The organism is Plantibacter sp. MCCC 1A11337 (assembly GCF_013349365.1).
GTDB lineage: Bacteria > Actinomycetota > Actinomycetes > Actinomycetales > Microbacteriaceae > Plantibacter > Plantibacter flavus_A.
Genome location: NZ_JABJWX010000001.1, coordinates 1,432,853 through 1,448,952 on the forward strand (window position 1 = coordinate 1,432,853; position 16,100 = coordinate 1,448,952).

At 70.7% G+C, this 16,100-nt stretch carries 15 protein-coding genes; 6 read left to right on the plus strand and 9 right to left on the minus strand.

The genetic code is table 11. The features are described 5' to 3' along the window. Position 1 precedes the first annotated feature (1 nt). Genes HOW07_RS06610 through HOW07_RS06620 form a run of 3 tightly spaced genes read left to right on the plus strand, consistent with a single transcriptional unit; the run spans position 2 to position 1,887 of the window. The gene (locus HOW07_RS06610; protein ID WP_175116391.1) at positions 2-880 is read left to right on the plus strand and encodes an alpha/beta fold hydrolase; all 879 of its coding nucleotides are present in this window, start codon (positions 2-4) and stop codon (positions 878-880) included. A 57-nt stretch (positions 881-937) separates the two neighbouring features. Then, positions 938-1,387: an MSMEG_6728 family protein gene (locus HOW07_RS06615; protein ID WP_175116392.1), complete on the plus strand. Its 450-nt coding sequence runs from the start codon at positions 938-940 to the stop codon at positions 1,385-1,387. Between the two features lie 17 nt (positions 1,388-1,404). Continuing rightward, positions 1,405-1,887, plus strand: coding sequence for a 2'-5' RNA ligase family protein (locus HOW07_RS06620; protein ID WP_175116393.1), 483 nt, complete (start codon positions 1,405-1,407; stop codon positions 1,885-1,887). A gap of 29 nt (positions 1,888-1,916) precedes the next feature. On the opposite strand, the gene HOW07_RS06625 is transcribed toward HOW07_RS06620, so the two are convergent. Both HOW07_RS06625 and HOW07_RS06630 read right to left on the minus strand, forming a co-directional pair. Next, complete coding sequence (locus tag HOW07_RS06625; protein ID WP_175116394.1) at positions 1,917-3,491, minus strand: DHA2 family efflux MFS transporter permease subunit; 1,575 nt, start codon at positions 3,489-3,491, stop codon at positions 1,917-1,919. Positions 3,492-3,581: 90 nt separating this feature from the next. Beyond that, positions 3,582-4,223, minus strand: a complete 642-nt coding sequence (locus HOW07_RS06630) for a PadR family transcriptional regulator (RefSeq protein ID WP_175116395.1) — start codon at positions 4,221-4,223, stop codon at positions 3,582-3,584. 94 nt (positions 4,224-4,317) lie between these two features. Between HOW07_RS06630 and HOW07_RS06635 the strand changes: the two genes are divergently transcribed. Then, complete coding sequence (locus HOW07_RS06635; RefSeq protein ID WP_121291608.1) at positions 4,318-5,256, plus strand: phosphoribosylaminoimidazolesuccinocarboxamide synthase; 939 nt, start codon at positions 4,318-4,320, stop codon at positions 5,254-5,256. A gap of 13 nt (positions 5,257-5,269) precedes the next feature. Here HOW07_RS06635 and HOW07_RS06640 read toward each other — a convergent pair whose 3' ends face one another. The 7 genes from HOW07_RS06640 to HOW07_RS06670 all read right to left on the minus strand — a co-directional run bounded on the left by HOW07_RS06640 (position 5,270) and on the right by HOW07_RS06670 (position 13,201). Next, the gene (locus HOW07_RS06640) at positions 5,270-5,974 is read right to left on the minus strand and encodes a hypothetical protein (protein ID WP_139205499.1); all 705 of its coding nucleotides are present in this window, start codon (positions 5,972-5,974) and stop codon (positions 5,270-5,272) included. Between the two features lie 211 nt (positions 5,975-6,185). Continuing rightward, positions 6,186-7,313: a zinc-binding dehydrogenase gene (locus HOW07_RS06645; RefSeq protein WP_079001432.1), complete on the minus strand. Its 1,128-nt coding sequence runs from the start codon at positions 7,311-7,313 to the stop codon at positions 6,186-6,188. A 23-nt stretch (positions 7,314-7,336) separates the two neighbouring features. Further along, the gene (locus HOW07_RS06650) at positions 7,337-8,134 is read right to left on the minus strand and encodes an HAD family hydrolase (protein ID WP_371743593.1); all 798 of its coding nucleotides are present in this window, start codon (positions 8,132-8,134) and stop codon (positions 7,337-7,339) included. Beyond that, positions 8,131-9,393 carry a TIGR03364 family FAD-dependent oxidoreductase gene (locus HOW07_RS06655; RefSeq protein ID WP_371743594.1) on the minus strand — a complete coding sequence of 421 codons (1,263 nt, stop codon included), beginning with the start codon at positions 9,391-9,393 and terminating at the stop codon, positions 8,131-8,133. Before HOW07_RS06655 ends, HOW07_RS06650 begins: the two co-directional genes overlap by 4 nt. Continuing rightward, on the minus strand, positions 9,390-11,147 hold the full coding sequence (gene phnE / locus HOW07_RS06660; RefSeq protein WP_175116396.1) for a phosphonate ABC transporter, permease protein PhnE: 1,758 nt from the start codon (positions 11,145-11,147) through the stop codon (positions 9,390-9,392). The genes HOW07_RS06655 and phnE overlap by 4 nt, the downstream gene beginning before the upstream one ends. Further along, positions 11,147-12,142: a phosphonate ABC transporter ATP-binding protein gene (gene phnC / locus HOW07_RS06665; RefSeq protein WP_175116397.1), complete on the minus strand. Its 996-nt coding sequence runs from the start codon at positions 12,140-12,142 to the stop codon at positions 11,147-11,149. The genes phnE and phnC overlap by 1 nt, the downstream gene beginning before the upstream one ends. Before the next feature lie 138 nt (positions 12,143-12,280). Continuing rightward, positions 12,281-13,201: a phosphate/phosphite/phosphonate ABC transporter substrate-binding protein gene (locus HOW07_RS06670; RefSeq protein WP_175116398.1), complete on the minus strand. Its 921-nt coding sequence runs from the start codon at positions 13,199-13,201 to the stop codon at positions 12,281-12,283. Between the two features lie 262 nt (positions 13,202-13,463). On the opposite strand from HOW07_RS06670, the gene HOW07_RS06675 reads away from it, so the two are divergent. Continuing rightward, positions 13,464-14,609, plus strand: a complete 1,146-nt coding sequence (locus HOW07_RS06675) for an alpha/beta hydrolase (protein ID WP_371743595.1) — start codon at positions 13,464-13,466, stop codon at positions 14,607-14,609. Positions 14,610-14,667: 58 nt separating this feature from the next. Next, complete coding sequence (locus HOW07_RS06680) at positions 14,668-16,098, plus strand: alanine--tRNA ligase-related protein (protein ID WP_175116399.1); 1,431 nt, start codon at positions 14,668-14,670, stop codon at positions 16,096-16,098. Positions 16,099-16,100 lie beyond the last annotated feature (2 nt).

Genomic DNA, 16,100 nt, shown 5'->3' on the forward strand with positions numbered 1-16,100 from the left:
GATGAGCGCAGCAGCGGGAACCGGGTCGTCGGCCGTCGTCGAGAGTCACGACGGCACCAGGCTGCACGTGGACGTGATCGGCGACGACGCCTTGCCGCCCCTCGTCGTCCTCGCCGGCGGTCCGGCGCGTCACCCGGTCTACCTCGGCGATCTCGCGGGCCTGAGCACCAGGCGTCGCCTCATCCTGCTGCACCAGCGCGGGGTCGGACGCTCCGAGAGCGGATCGTCGACCGCTGCGGCCAGCTGGCCGGAACTCGCCGAGGACGTCGAGGCCGTGCGTCGCTGGCTGGACGTCGACCGCCTCGAACTCCTCGGGCACTCCGCCGGTACCCGCGTCGCCGTGAGCTACGCCGCGCGCTACCCGCACCGGCTCGACCGCCTGTGCCTCATCACGCCACCCGCCACCTGGCTCGTCGACACGGACGACGACAGCGCGGAGATCATCGCCCGGCACGCGGCGGAGGACTGGTACCCCGGCTTCCTCGAGGCGCTGCCCGCGCTGCTCGCGGCGCCGGACTCCGCGTCGGGGAACCGCTTGTTTCCGGCGGTGGCGCCCATCGCCTGGGGCGAGTGGGACGACACCGCCCGCGAACACGAGCGTCTGGGCGCCTGGCACCCGGCCGCGCAGGACGCGTTCGTGCACACCCCCACGATCGACGAGGTCGAGGACATCCGCGACGCCCTCCGAACCGTCACGGCACCCGTGCTCGTGGTCGCGGGTTCCGAGGACGGCCTGACGGGACTCGCGCCCGTCGTCGCCCTCGCGCAGCGGTTCCCCCTCGGCCAGGCGATCGTGCTCGACGGGTGCGGACACTACCCCTGGGTGGAGCAGCCGCGATCCTTCGCCGCGGCCGTCTCCCCGTTCTTCCCCGTCGACTGAGGCGGTCCAGGACCGCAAGCCCTGTCGACGGGCGCTGCCACCGTGTTGACTGGGAGGGTGCAGACGTTCCTCCCCTACCCCGACTTCCTGGCGAGTGCCGCGGTCCTCGACGACAAGCGGTTGGGCAAGCAGCGGGTGGAGACGCTGCAGGTGATGAAGGCGCTCATCGTCCCGGGGTACGGCTGGCAGCATCATCCGGTGACGGCGATGTGGCGAGGGTATCGGCCCGCGCTCATGGACTACCAGGTCGCCACCTGCGCGGTCTGGGTCGGCCGAGGTCACGCCGACACCTGCCTCGAGAAGACCCTGCTGGCACTCGCCGACGCTCCGGACGACCGCGAAGCCTACGAGGCGGACGACTTCGAGCTGCCGCCGTGGCTCGGGCGGGCCGACGTCCATCGCTCCCACCGGTCCAAGCTCCTCGCCAAAGCGCCGGAGCTCTACAGCGGGATCTTCCCCGACGACCCGGCGACGCTCGACTACGTCTGGCCGGTGCCGACCGACTGATGACGGACAGTGTCGACGTGACCTTCGACGACGAGCTCGACGCGGCCGTCCGGGCTCGATGGCGCGCCCTGACCGAGGCCGGCTTACCGAGCCTGTCCACCCACCAGGGTGCCAGCAACCGTCCGCACGTCACCCTGGCCGCCGGGGCGACGCTGGAGCTGCAGGGACGACCCGACTTCCGACCGTTCCCCGTCCGCCTCGGCGCCCCGCTGTCCTTCCCTCGTCGGTCGGGCGCGGTCCTCGCGCTCGGTGTCGTCCCAGGGGTGGCGCTGCTCGAGCTGCACGACCGGATCGCCGCGCTGGTCCAGGGCGCCTTCGACCACACTCGGCCGGGGTTCTGGACGCCGCACGTCACGCTCTCCCGTCGGCTGACCCGGGAGCAGACGGCCACAGCGCTCGACACCTTGGCTGCGATCGGCCCGCTCCCGGACGGACGGGTCCTCGGCCTCCGATTCTGGAACGGCGGCACCAGGACGGTCAGCGACCTCGTCGATCCCTGAGCCGACCCGGTGTCGTCGCTCCGAACGCGTCACTCGGCGACTGCGCGACTCGCCGCCTCGGCCGCTGCGGTCGCTTGACCGTGCTGCGTCTCCGGGGTCGACCAGGACGCCGCCTTCGGCTTCTGGAAGAACAGCACCACGACGGCGCCCACGAGCGCCAACGCTGCGGGCAGGAGCAGCGACTGGGCCATCGCGGTGGTGAAGCCGGCGTGCAGGAACTCGGGCAGCTCGCCGCCCGTCACCTCGCTCACGCCCCCGGTCGCCCCACCGGGAGCGGCGGGCAGCTCGGCCGCGAGGCGTCCCTGGATGAGCGCTGCGATCGCGGCGCTGCCGAGGACGGCTCCGATCTGACGGGTCGTGTTGAACACACCTGAGCCGGCGCCGGCCTGGTGCTGCGGGAGCCCCCGGGTGGTGAGATTGGAGACCGGGCCCCACATGAAGCCGTTGGCGAGACCGAGGACGGCGCTCGGGAGGAGCAGCATGAGGATCGGCTGCTCCGGCGTGAGCAGGATCGAGTACCAGCCGAGCGCGAGGGCGAGCAGGAGGAGCCCCGCGAGCGCGAACCACTTCGGGTTCACGCGGTCGATCGCCCGCCCGACCACGGGCGCGAGGCCGGCGGAGAGCACGGCCATCGGGACGAGCATGAGCGCGGACTGCGTCGGGGTCAGGCCGCGGACGGTCTGGTAGAAGAAGACGAGCGGCAGCGACATGCTCGTGATCGTGAACCCGATCGTCGAGATCGCGAGGTTGCCGACCGAGAAGTTGCGATCGCGGAACAACGCCAGCGGGAGCAGCGGCTCACCCTTCATGACGGCCTGCCACACGACGAACAGGCCGAGGACGACGACACCGGCGATGATGAGACTCCACACGGTGATCGGACCGGTGATCGTGCCCCAGTCGTAGCTCTGGCCCTCCTGGATGCCGAACACGAGGAGGAACATCCCGAGCCCGCTGAGGACGACCCCGAGCACGTCGAACTTGTGCGGGTGCGTGGCGAGCGCGGGGACGTTGCGCCAGACCATGATGAAGCCGATGACACCGACGGGCACGTTGATGAAGAAGATCCACTCCCACCCGAAGCCGTCGACGAGCACGCCGCCGAGGATCGGGCCGACGAGCGTCGCGACACCGGCGGTCGCTCCCCAGAGACCCATGGCCGCGCCACGGCGATCCGGCGGGAAGATGCGCGTGATGACGGCCATCGTCTGCGGGGTCATGAGCGCCGCACCGAGACCTTGCACGACGCGGGCGACGATGAGCATCTCGATGGAGCCCGACAGGCCGCACCAGAGCGAGGCGAGGGTGAAGACGACGAGACCGGTGAGGTAGAGGTTCTTCGGGCCGAAGCGGTCGCCGAGACGACCGGTGATGAGGAGCGGCACGGCGTAGGCGAGCAGGTAGGCGCTCGTGACCCAGATGACGTTGTTGATGTCGGTGTCGAGGCCGCGCATGATCGCGGGGTTCGCCACGGACACGATGGTCGTGTCGATGAGGATCATGAAGAAGCCGATGACGAGCGACCAGAGCGCCGGCCAGGGGCGCACCGCCCCCTTCGCAGGAGACGGGACGCCGGCGGGCGGCGGCGTGGAGGATGCGGACATGATGTCCCTTTCTGCATGGAGGACGGGTTCGCGTTCGGGACGCGAGGATGAGCGGGACCGCCGGCCGGACTGGTCGGTCGTCCCGGAGGTTCAGGTGGAGGGTGTCGGCTGAGCTGACACGGGCGGGGTCGCCGCCTGCTCGTGGAGTGGCGCACGGGTCCCCGGCACGTGCCAGGCGAGTGCACCGTCGGCGATCTCGGCGAGGAGCGATTCGAGGTGGGCGATCTCGGCGCGCACCATGGCGGCCGAGTAGGGGACGTTGATCCAGTACACGCGCGGGATCCCGCGTTCGAGCGCCCACGTCATGCGGCGATCGAGGTCGGCGAGCTCGGCCTGCTGCCGGAGGATACGGGTCTCGAGCAGCATCCGCACCTCCTCGGCGCCCAGTTCGTGGGCCTCGGACAGCGCGAGCCCGAGCTCCGGGTACTCGTTCGTGGGGGTGCTGAGCAGCTCGCGCAGCCGCTCCCCCAGCAGGTGCCGACCGAGATCGGTGATCTCGAACGTGGTGCGCTCGGGACGGGCTCCCTCGCGGTCGGTCCCGGAAGCGAGCACGAGGCCGTCGGCCTCGAGTCCGTAGACGGCGCGGTAGAGCGAGCCGGGACTCACCTTGACGACGCGGTCCTCCTGGCGGTGGAGCGCGAGTTGGTACATCTCGTAGGGGTGCATGGGTCGCTCGGCCAGATACCCGAGCGCGGCGACGGCGAGCGGACCGAGCGGCTTGACCTTGCCCATGACCCCCACCATCGTTCCGCTCGAACTATTCCACATGGAATATACGCTGCCGTCGACGCTGACGCAAGGCCGACGATCGGCCAGAGAGGAGGCCATGCGCGATAATGAACGAGTGAGCGCACCCTCGGAGACCAACGCCTGGAACCACGTCTACTCGGGCAAGGTCCGCGACCTGTACGAGCCGGCCGCCGGCCCCGACGACCTCCTGCTCGTCGTCGCGAGCGACCGGGTGAGCGCCTTCGACCATGTCCTCGAGCCGGGCATCCCCGGCAAGGGCGATCTGCTCACCAGCCTGAGCCTCTGGTGGTTCGACCAGCTCCGCGAGGTGCCGAACCACCTCGTGCCCGATCATGAGCTCGACGCCGCGGGCGTCGCGGTGTCCAGCATCCCGGTGGAGTTCGCCGGGCGCGCGATGCTCGTCCGCAAGCTCGACATGTTCCCCGTCGAGTGCGTCGTCCGCGGCTACCTCACCGGCTCCGGCTGGAAGGAGTACGTCGCGAACCGCACCGTCTGCGGCATCCCGCTGCCCGACGGTCTGCGCGACGGCGATCGCCTGCCCGAGCCGCTGTTCACCCCCGCGTACAAGGCGCCGCTCGGCGAGCACGACGAGAACATCTCGTTCAGCCGCATGGTCGAACTCATCGGCGAGGACGACGCGGTCGCACTGAAGGACCTGTCACTCGGCATCTACGAGACGGCAGCGCTCACGGCGGAGCGTCACGGCGTCATCCTCGCCGACACGAAGTTCGAGTTCGGCCGCAACCCGGCGACCGGCGTCATCACGCTCGGCGACGAAGTGCTCACCTCCGACTCCAGCCGATACTGGGACCGCGACGTCTACCTGACGAGCGACGACCCCACCGCACGGATGGCGAGTTTCGACAAGCAGATCGTCCGCAACTGGTTGGCCCACAACTGGGACCAGGACGACGCCTCGACGCCCACACCACCGACCCTGCCTGCCGAGATCGTCACGCAGACGGCCGCCCGCTACCGCGAACTCCTCGAGCGCCTCACCGGCACCGGTCGCTGATCGAAGGTACCGGTCAGCTCGTCTTCCGACGGGCACGGAGCCGAGCGCTGTCGGCCAGGATGGCCTGCGCATCGGGCAGCGGCCCCTCCGGCACGATGACACCCATGAGCGTGGCCGTCTTCTCGAGCGCGTCGCGTGCATCGTCGGCCGCGAGCCGTGCCTCGACGAGATCGCATGAATCGTCACTGCCCACCTCGCTGCGTGTGCCGCTGCGCTCCACGAGCTCCCGCTGCAGCCGCTCCGCAGTGGCGTACATGCGCGTCAGCGTCCAGAGCGAGGTCCACGGAAGGTCGTCACTCAGCCCGATGAGGTGATCGTTGAGCGGATCGATCCACCGCGACGGCTGGTGTCCGCCGTCCAGTCGGCGGCGGCGGTTGCGTCGCTCGGCCGACGCGAGCAGGAGGACGGCGACGAGGATCGCACCGAGCAAGGCGCCGACGACGTCGAGCCCGGGCGCCCAATCCGGGTCGAAGCCGGGGAGTGACACGGACGAGCGTTCGTCGTGCACGAGCCACCACTCGACCAGCACGCCCGCCGTCGCACCGAGGACGAAGCCCGTGAGGAGGAGGAAGGCACCGAGCAGGAGGGTGATCCTCCGCCGCAGCTGGTGACCGCGCTGCTGACCCTCGGTGAGCTCGCCTCGTTCCGCGAAGGGATCCACGACCATGAGGCGACCACCGACACGGACCACCCCGGGGTGGCGAGTCGTGACCGTCATGGCCCGAGGATACCCCACAAGGTGGGTCATGCGGCGGGATTCACGAGCCGAGATCGGCGGAAATCCGCGGCGGATCGACCGCGGTGGCCCCCGGAATGGGGGCGCCCGAAGGGGTCACGCCGCCTTGGCGGGACGTCGCCGAGCCGTCGTCGGGACCCCGCCTGGCTCATCGGACGATCCGCGCCAGGTCGAAGCGCACCCCGTGGTCCGTTCAGGGTCGTACCCCGACGCGCGGGAAGGCGCCCGACGCGGCTGCGGCGAGCGCGTCGTCGACGTCCTGCAAGGGGAACTCCGGGCCGACGAGTTCGGCGAACGGATACCGACGCCACGCACCGGTGAGGAAGTCGACCGCGCGGGCCAGATCCCGCGGTCGGTAGTTGTGTGCCCCGCGCACCGTGAGGAGGCGTCGGACGATGCGTTCGGCGTCGATGCCGAGCGGCGCACCGGGCGACACGCTGCCGACGAGGACAGCTGTTCCACCGATCGACAGCGACGCGATGGCGGCGTCCACTGCACGGGCGTCGCCGGACATCTCGATGGCGACGGGGAAGCCCTCCACACCCGCCGCGAGGTGTGCGGCGTCGAGGTGCTCGGCGGCGCCGATGGTGGGGTCGACCGTCGCGATGGCCCCGAAACGGCCGGCGAGCAGCCGGCGGGCGGGGTCCGGATCGCTCACGACGACGCGTGCCCCAGCATCGGCCGCCATGGCCGCGACGGTCAGCCCGAGCATTCCGGCGCCGGTCACGAGCACCGCCGTGCCGGGCAGGTCGTGCCCGGCCGCATCCAGTGCGGCGATCGCGGTGGCCGTCGCGCAGGACGCGGGCGCGAAGACGGCGGCGGGCGGCGTCTCCCCCACGACGACGATGGCCGTGCCCTCGAGGAGTTCGACGTGGGTCGCGAACCCACCGCTCAACTCCCACCCGCGGTGCACCCGGTCGTGCCCGTACTTCGCGAGCCGGCGGCACTTCTGCTCCAGGCCGGCGGAGCAGCGGTCGCAGACGCCGCAGCTCACGACGACCGACCACACGACCCGCATCCCAGCGACGAGGACGGTGCCGTCCACCGCCGTGACCGGTCCCCCGACCGCGACGACGCGTCCCACCTGTTCGTGCCCGAGGACGAGCGGTGTGGCGGCGTCACGGTGCCCGAGGACGGTGTGCACGTCGGAGCCGCACACGGTCGCCAGTTCCACCTCGACGAGGACGTCCCCCGGCCCGAGCGTCACCCCGGGCACCGCCATCGCCTGGTGCGGGTGCCCGGGCCCCTGCCAGACCATCGCGATCGGCGACGGTCTGATGAAGACGTCGTTGCCCGCGTGCGCGGTGAGCGTCGTGTGCATGGTTCCCCCGGTCGGTCGGTCGTTCAGTCGAGACCGAGGAGCGCGGGCAGCTCGGCGATGCTCGTGATGGTCTCGTCGGCGCCCGCCGCGAGCAGCGTCTCCTCGTCGTGCGCTCCGGTGAGCACCCCGACGACGAGCCCCGCGCCGGCGTTCACCCCGGACAGCATGTCGCTTGCCGTGTCGCCGACGACGACGACGGTGTCGACGGCGCTCGCTCCGAACCGGAGGAGCGCCGTCAGCGGCAGGTCGGGCGCTGGACGCCCTCGGCCGGCGTCGGCGGGTGACAGGGCGTCGTCGGCGAGCTCGGACCACCCGAGGCTCGCGAGGAGTGCGTCGCGCGTCGCCGGGGCGAACCCGGTGGTGAACACGACCCCCACGCCGAGCTCACGGAGCCGCCGCACCGTGTCCTCGGCTCCGGGGATCGCCTCGACGCGACCCTCGCCGACGAGGCGCTCGTAGGCCGCTTCGAAGGTGGCGTTGCCGGAAGCGGCTCGAGCCTCGTCGCCGTCGGTCAGCATGAGGAACACGTCGAGCTTCGACTGGCCCATCGTGTCGCGGATGAGCTCGATGGCCGCGTCGAGCGCGTCCTCGGTGTCGATGCCGATCGTCTCGGCGGCGACGCGGAAGGCGTCCTCGACGACGCCGTCGTCCGAGACCGTCGTCCCGGCGAGGTCCAGGACCACCAGTTCGAGCAGGAGGTCGTCCTCGTGTGCGTCGTCGAACCCGTCCTCCAGCTCGTCGAGGTCGTCGAGGTCGGTCTCCACGTCGTCGAGGTCGGGCGCCGCGGTGCTGTCCTGCTGGGGTCGATCGATGCTGGTCACGAGAGGCCTTTCTGAAGGTGGGCTGATGCGGCACGGATGCTGGTCGGCTGCGCGGGCGAGAAGGTCGGGCCGAGGTGCTCGGCGACGGCCAGCTCGCCGAGCGCGGGTCCGGTCGTCATCCCGATGCCCGTCGTCGCGGCGACCACGCGGACGCCCGGGGTCGGTTCGTCGATGAGCAGCTCCTCCGGGGCGGTGGCGTAGACGCCCTGCCAGCGTTCGAGGACGTCGAGCCTCGTCCCGAACAGCGCGCTTCCTGCCCGGAGGAGTTCGTCGAAGGCGTGCTCGGACTGGAACGGGGAGACCGCCTCGCCGCGGCTGTGGGTGTCGCCGAGGATGATCGACCCGTCCGGCAGCTGGGTCGCCATGAGGTTGACGTCGAGCGAAGCGAGCCCGGGGTGGTCCTGCTGCAGTCGCTCGCGGAGTGCCGGGATGGCGGGCGAGTCGGCGAATCCCGCGTAGCGCAGGAGCGACCACCCGGTCAGGAGCGGCGCCGGTATCGGCATCGGGAGCTCGGCGCGCACCCGGACCATGTCGAGCGCGCATCGACGGACGACCGCCCGCTCGGCCAGCTCGCGGAGGAGCGTGTCGATGTCGTGGTTCACCGCGACCACGGTGAGGCCTGCGGCGATGACGCCGCGGCTGGTGTCGACGAAGCCGGAGCGCAGTCCGGTCACGGTCGTCCGGCGTCGGAACTCGACACCGCGGCGTTCCAGGTACGCCGTGACGGCGCCCAGCGCCTGGCGCGGGTTCACTTGGAGGTCGCGCGGCAGCCAGGCGCCGCCCACCACGTCGTCGGCGCTGATCGGCACCTGCTGCAGGAACTCGGCCGCGTCGTACAGGCGGACGTCGGCTGCGGCACCCGCCTGGGCACGGGACGCCGCGAAGTCCTCGAGGACGCGCAGCTCGTCGAGGTGCCGGGCGACCACGTGCGTGCCCGAACGCCGGACCCACAGCCCCGCGTCCTGCTCGAGTCGTTGCCAGATCTCGGCCGAACGCGCGGCGAGGCGCGAGGCGAGCCCGGCCTGCGGCGTCGCCGCCAGGTGGCCGAAGTTGCGGACCGACGCGCCCTGGGCTTCGGCCGAGCGTTCGACGACCACGACCTCGGCACCGGCGTCAACGGCGGCGAGCGCCGCCGACAGCCCGACGATGCCGGCTCCGACGATCACGACGTCGGCGCGATCGGCCGAAGCACCCAGCGAGCCGACGCCGAGGCCGACCCGCGCCGCCGACACCCCGCCGCTCATCCGTCGTCCGTTCACGAGAACACCCTCCGCATCCACATGGCGATGCCCTCGACGACGAGGACCACCGCGAGGATCATCAGCACGATGGCCGTGACCTGGTCGTAGTTCCCGCCCTGGTCCGCCTGGATCAGGTAGTAGCCGATGCCGCCTCCGCCGACGATGCCGAGCATGGTCGCGGCGCGGATGTTCGTGTCGAGCGTGTAGAAGGTGTGCCCGACCAGTGCGCGGGCCCCCTGCGGGAGGGTCGCGGCGGCGTAGACCTGCGGTCGGGTCGCACCGACGGCGATCAGCGCCCGTTCCGGTCCGGGCGCGACCTCCTCGAAGGAGTCGGCGATGAGCTTGCCGAGGAGGCCGATCCCGCAGATGCCGAGCGCGAGCGTCCCCGCCTGGGCACCGAGCCCGGTGACGACGATGAGCAGGATCGCGAGGATGAGCTCCGGGATGCCGCGGATGCCGACGAGCGCGAACCGGGCGCCGGTGCGGACACCACGGTTCGGGGCGACGTTCCGTGCGGCGAGGGACCCGATGACGATCGAGCAGACGAGGGCGATGAGGGTCGCCGCGAAGGCGATCGCGACGGTCTCGAACATCGCCTCGACCATCTGCTCCGTCGTGCGCATGCCGAACGACGGCGGCCAGAGACGGGCGAGGACGTCGGGCGCCTTCGCCCAGAACGTCACGAGGTCGCCCCACTGGATGTCGGACACGACGACGCCCCAGACCACGACCGCCACGGCGAGCCAGGCACCGACGGTGTCACGGACGCGGGCCGGCGTCCAGGGTCGCCTCGCTGCAGCGGCGATCCGGGACTCGGCGCTCGGAGCAGCGGTCGTCCGACTGCTCCCATTCACCGCGCGACGCGCGTCCCGACCCGCGGCCACCCGACGCACGACGCGGTCACCGAGTCCGCGTCCGGTCGGCTGCACCCCGAGCATCACGGTGCGCACGGTGCTCGAAACGATCTCCATGACGACGCACAGCGCGAAGATGACGATCGCGAGTCCGATGCCGAGCGAGTAGTCGAGTGACTTGAACGCGAGCGACAGTTCACGGCCGAGGCCGAGGACGCCGACGTAGCCGAGCAGGACCGAACCGCGCAGGTTGATGTCGCCGCGGTGGAGGACCGTGGCCACCCAGGACGGGAGGACCTGCGGCAGGACGCCCGAGGTGAACTCCTGCAGCTTCGAGCCGCCGGCCGCCCGGATCGCGAGTCGCGGCCCTTCGTCGACCTGCTCGATCGCGTCCGCGAAGAGCTTCGAGATCATGCCGACGGAGTGCAGCCCGATCGCGATGATGCCGGGCAGTGAGCCGAGCGAGAACATGAGCACGAGGATCATCGCGATGACGACGTCCGGCACGGCACGGCTGAGCACGCCGATGAACCGACCGACTGCGCGCCAGGCCGGTCCCGGGGTCGTGTTGGCGGCTGCGAGGTACGCGACCGGGATCGAGAGCACCGCAGCGAGGACGGTGCCGGAGATCACGATCCCCAGGGTCAGGGCGGTGAGCGACAGCAGTTCCCCGGCCGGCGGGAACGTGATCGTCCCCACCCGGTTGAAGAAGTTGACCGCGTTGCCCCAGCTCGCCACCATGTTCGGGATCGAGATCCCGACCTCGAGGAGCGAGTAGACCGAGAACGCGAGCAGCGCGACGAGCGTGAGCACGGCGGCGATCGTCTGCGGGCGGAGCCGACCGACCGGGACGGGTCCGGAGAGTCCGGGCGGGCGGTCGGCGGGCGGTGCCGTCTTCGCGGGCGCGGTGACGACCATCAGCGGGTCCTGCCAGGTCGACGGAGCTCGTCGGGCTCGCGGCCGTCGATATCGGCGTCGAACTCCCACTCCGGTTCGTCGGGGAGTTCGTCCTCGCCCACGCGCTCCTCGACGCCGAGCAGGCCGCGGAGGTCGTCGTCGGGGTCGCCGAGCAGCTCGTCGGTCTCCAACTCCACGGCGATCGCCTGCAGCTCACGGGTGCTCGTCGCGACCCGGCCGTAGATCTCCATCACCTCGGTCTTCGACAGGCCGTCGGTCGTGGTGTCGAGGACCACCTCGCCGTGCCGGAGACCGACGATACGGTCGCCCCAGGAGAGCGCGAGGTCGACCTGGTGCAGGCTGCACACGACGGTGAGTCCACGGTCGATCGCGATCTCGCGGATGAGGGCCATCACCTGCTCGCTCGACTCCGGGTCGAGGGAGGCGACGGGCTCGTCGGCGAGCAGGATCTCGGGGTCCTGCATGAGCGCTCTGGCGATGGCCACGCGCTGCTGCTGACCACCGGAGAGGGTGTCGGCGCGCTGGTAGGCGCGCTCCAGGAGGCCGACGCGGTCGAGGTGGCCGAGCGCCTTCATCTTCAGGTTGCGGCCGTAGCCGAGGATGCCGAGACGTGGTCCGCGGACGCCCGCCAGCGAACCGGTCAGGACGTTCTCGAGGACGGTGAGCGACGGGACCAGCTCGAACTGCTGGAAGACGAACCCGACGCGGGCGCGGAGCCGGCGCAGGGCGCGCTGCCCGAGGGCCGGCACCTCGTCGCCGAGGACCGAGACGGACCCGGCGGTGGGCCGCTCGAGACCGTCCAGGTGACGGAGGAGCGTCGACTTGCCGGATCCCGACAGACCGAGGAGGACGACGATCTCACCGCGACGGATGTCGAGGTCGACGCGCTCCAGGGCGACCGTCCTGTCGAAGCGCTTCGTGACCCCGCGGAGACGCACGAGCGGTTCCGCTCCGTCGGGTGCGGTGTGACGCGCCTGCTGCTCGGTGACGCTCATGACTGCTGCCTCTCGTGAGGTTGGTGGTGATGCGGACGTCGCACCGCGACGGGCTCGGTGACCGGGAACCGGAACACCGGTCACTGCCCTTCGACAAGCTCAGGAACCGCTTGTCGAAGGGCGGTGCCGGTGCTCAGATCAGGCCTGGCACTGCTTGGCGTTGGTCTTCTTGCAGATGTCGCGGATGGTGTCGTAGTACGCGTCGTCGACCGGCGAGGTGCCGTAGAAGGTCGCGCGGAAGGCGTCGCTGTCGGCGCTCTTCACGCCGGAGTCGATGATCTGGTCGATCGTGACCTCGGAGAGGGCCTTCTCGAGCTTCTCCTTCACGTCGGCGGGCAGGGAGTCGGACTCGACGATCGGCGCACCGGGGACCATCGTGCGGTCGATGACCTTCACGCCGTCGTTCTTCTCGACCTCGGAGTCCTCGGCGAAGCCCGCCTCGCACTCGACGCCCTCGGCGGTCTTCGTCACCGAGACGTCGTGCTTGCCGGCGAAGACCGGGGTGATGTCCTTCTCGGGGTCGATGCCGGCCTCGAGCAGGTTGTAGCTCGGGAAGAGGTACCCGGACGTCGAGGACGGGTCGACGAAGCAGACCTTCTTGCCCTTAAATTCCTCGATCTTGGTGATCGACGAGTCCTTCGGGACGATCGCCTCGGAGTAGTAGCCCGGCTCCTGCCCCTCGGCGGTGATGATCGACGAGATCGGCGTGATCTTGGCCCCGTTGTTGAGCGCGGTCACGTAGGTGAACCCGGAGAAGGACGCGACGTCGATCTTGCCGGCGACGGCCGCCTCGATGAGGGCCGCGTAGTCGGTCGACTCGTGGTACTCGACATTCTTGCCGGTCTCCTGGGCGATGTAGTCCATGAGCGGCTGGTAATTGGTCTGCGTGTCGACCGAGTCGGGGACGACGCCGAAGACGAGGGTCTGGTCGTCGACCGCGAAGGTCCCGGCCGCGGCTGAACCGGTGTCGGTGGCGCTGGCGCTCGAGCAGGCGGCCAGGCCGATCGAGAGGAGGGCGGCGGCGCCGAGCGCAGCGACGCGGGTGAGGGAGAGCTTCATGTGCTGGGACGTACCTTTCAGAAGGACCGATGCACCCGCCCGCTCCGCGCGTGGCTCCGGTGGAGCGGAACCGCGAGTGACCGACGCGGGCACTGCTGTGTGCCGTACGTGTGATCACGCTACGAGCGGCACCCGAACAGGGCCGGGCCTCCCGGTGAACAGGAGGTGAAGCCGCGCGGAAGGATCGATCGGGCAAGCCACGGTCGTCGTCTGCCGAGCCCGCCTAGACTGCTGGGATCCGCCCATCCGAGCAGCAAGGCAGGTGAGTCGTTTGCCTCTCGACCCGATCTTCGTCGAACGAGCGCGGACGCACCGCGCCTACCTCATCTCGACCGCACTCGAGCAGGCGAAGGCCTTCTTCCTGCGGCCGAAGACGACCACCGTCGCGCGCCCGAAGCCCGCTCCCGCCGCGGACCCGAAGGCGACCTCCCCGAAGGCCACCGGACCGAAGGCGAAGCCCTCGAGCCCGACGGCGAAGGCCACCACCGCCGCACCCCGCCGCAAGAAGACACGCGCACAGCACCGCAAGGCCGCGCGGAACTGGGACAAGAAGGAGCTCGCGACCGTCGGTGTCCCGGGCCCGGAGCTGCGCATCGAGGAGCACACGATCCCGGTCGCCGGCTTCCCCGACGTCCGGATCCGGCTCTATCACCCGCCCACGGCCAACGGAGACCAGGCGGTGCCCGCGGTCCTGTCCTTCTTCGGTGGGGCGTTCCGCATCGGCGGGATCGACTACCCGACGACCGACGCGGGGTTCCGTCGTCGGGCGGCCGACGCCGGCGTGGTCATCGCCGCCGTCGACTACGCGCTCGCTCCCGAGCACCGGTACCCGACCCAGCTGGAACAGGCCCACGCGGCGCTCGAGTGGCTGTTCGCCCAGGCCACGACGCTCGGGATCGACACGGGGCGGATCGCCGTCGCCGGGGTGTCCGCCGGCGGCAGCATCGCGGCGGCGCTCACGCTCGCGAACCGTGAACGCGGCCGGCTGCCCATCCGACTCCAGCTGCTCGAGGTGCCGGTCACGGACCTCACCGGCGGCCACATCGACCTCCGTCCCGTGCGGGAGATGGGCATCCCGAGGATCTTCGCGATCAAGGAACTGCGCTCCGTGGCGAAGACCTACCTCCTGGACCGACGTCAGGCGAAGGAGCCGCACGCGTCGCCCCTCCTCGCCCGGTCGCACGCGGACCTCCCCCGCGCCGTGATCCTCACGGCCGAGTACGACCCCCTCCGCGGTGACGGTGCGTCCTACCTCGCCGCGCTCCGGGCCGACGGCGTCGACGCGAGCGGGACGATGTACCTGGGCGCGACGCACGACACCCCGATCTTCGGCGGCGTGCTCCCGGCGGCCCGCCGCTGGCACGACGACGTCGTGACCGCCCTGCGGTCACTCCACGACGCGGACTGAGTCGGGTCGCCGCGCCCAGCGGCTTCCCCTCGGACCGGAAAGCTGGAATCGTGTCGGCATGGACGCCCACGACATCCGGAACGCCTACCTCGACTTCCTCGAACGGAACGGCCACGCGTTGATCAAGCGGGCTCCGCTCGTCCCGCGCGGCGACACGAGCACCCTCTTCAACGGCAGCGGGATGCAGGCGCTCCTGCCGTACCTCCTCGGTGAGGATCACCCCGACGGACGGCGGTTGACCGACAGCCAGCCGTGCGTCCGGGCCCAGGACATCGAGGACGTCGGCGACAACCGGCACACCACCTTCTTCGAGATGCTCGGCAACTGGTCGCTCGGCGACTACTTCAAGGAGACGCAGATCCGGCAGTTCTTCACCTTCCTGGTCGACATCGTCGGACTGGATCCGGAGCGGATCTCCGTCACCTGCTTCATCGGCGATCCCGCGAACGGCATCCCGCGCGACGACGAGGCCGCCTCGATCTGGGCGTCGGTGTTCGCCGAGCGCGGGGTCTCCAACGGGATCGCGGAGATCGGCTCCCAGGCCGACGGCGACGCCCGCGGGGTGCGGCCCGGTGAGCGGATCTTCTTCTACGACGGCGGCGAGAACTGGTGGTCCCGCGGCGGGTCACTCGAGGGCACCCCGATCGGCGACCCGTGCGGCCCCGACAGCGAGGTGTTCTACGACTTCGGCCCCGAGTACCAGGACCCGTCGTACGGCCTCGCGCATCCCGCGAGCGACGGCGGACGGTTCATGGAGATCGGCAACCAGGTGTTCATGCAGTACCGACGGCGCGAGGACGGCTCGTTCGAGGAACTCGCCAGACGCAACGTCGACTTCGGCGGCGGCCTCGAACGCATCGCCGCCGCGTCGATCGACTCCGACGACGTCTTCCGCATCTCGCTGCTCTGGCCCATCGTCGCGCGCCTCGAGGAGCTCACCGGGAGACGCTACGAGGACGAGACCACCGCCATGCGCATCATCGCCGACCACCTCCGCGGGGCGACCTTTCTCGCGGTCGACGGTGTGCGTCCGTCGAACAAGGAGCAGGGCTACGTCATGCGACGACTGCTCCGACGGGCGATCAGGCTGGCGCTCTCGCTCGATCTGCACGAGAACTTCTTCGGCGAGATCGTGCCCGTCATCGCCGGGTTGTACGCCGACGACTACCCGGAGGTGGCCGCCGCCCGCGACGAGGTCGTCGCCGTCCTCGTCAAGGAGGAGCAGTCGTTCCGGCGCACGCTGGGCGCAGGGCTCCAGATGGTCCAGGGGTACGCCGGGCGGGTCATGACGGGACACGACGTGTTCCGGTTGTCCGACACGAACGGCTTCCCGAAGGAGCTGACCATCGAGGAGGCCGGGCGCCTCGGCATCGAGGTCGCTTCCGACTGGGAGACGGAGTTCGCCGCCGCCCTCGCCGAGCAGCGTGCGCGGTCCCGCGGGGCGACGCACCTCGGCGCCGCGGGACTCCCGGGCGGCGACACCGCCTGAGG

What these genes read in the sequence shown, in the direction of transcription:
- HOW07_RS06670 (WP_175116398.1), bottom strand. Translation starts at nt 13,201, where the DNA reads ATGAAGCTCTCCCTCACCCGCGTCGCTGCGCTCGGCGCCGCCGCCCTC.
- HOW07_RS06645 (WP_079001432.1), bottom strand. Translation starts at nt 7,313, where the DNA reads ATGCACACGACGCTCACCGCGCACGCGGGCAACGACGTCTTCATCAGA.
- HOW07_RS06640 (WP_139205499.1), bottom strand. Translation starts at nt 5,974, where the DNA reads ATGACGGTCACGACTCGCCACCCCGGGGTGGTCCGTGTCGGTGGTCGC.
- HOW07_RS06630 (WP_175116395.1), bottom strand. Translation starts at nt 4,223, where the DNA reads ATGGGCAAGGTCAAGCCGCTCGGTCCGCTCGCCGTCGCCGCGCTCGGG.
- phnE (WP_175116396.1), bottom strand. Translation starts at nt 11,147, where the DNA reads ATGGTCGTCACCGCGCCCGCGAAGACGGCACCGCCCGCCGACCGCCCG.
- HOW07_RS06610 (WP_175116391.1), top strand. Translation starts at nt 2, where the DNA reads ATGAGCGCAGCAGCGGGAACCGGGTCGTCGGCCGTCGTCGAGAGTCAC.
- HOW07_RS06680 (WP_175116399.1), top strand. Translation starts at nt 14,668, where the DNA reads ATGGACGCCCACGACATCCGGAACGCCTACCTCGACTTCCTCGAACGG.
- HOW07_RS06635 (WP_121291608.1), top strand. Translation starts at nt 4,318, where the DNA reads ATGCGCGATAATGAACGAGTGAGCGCACCCTCGGAGACCAACGCCTGG.
- HOW07_RS06625 (WP_175116394.1), bottom strand. Translation starts at nt 3,491, where the DNA reads ATGTCCGCATCCTCCACGCCGCCGCCCGCCGGCGTCCCGTCTCCTGCG.
- phnC (WP_175116397.1), bottom strand. Translation starts at nt 12,142, where the DNA reads ATGAGCGTCACCGAGCAGCAGGCGCGTCACACCGCACCCGACGGAGCG.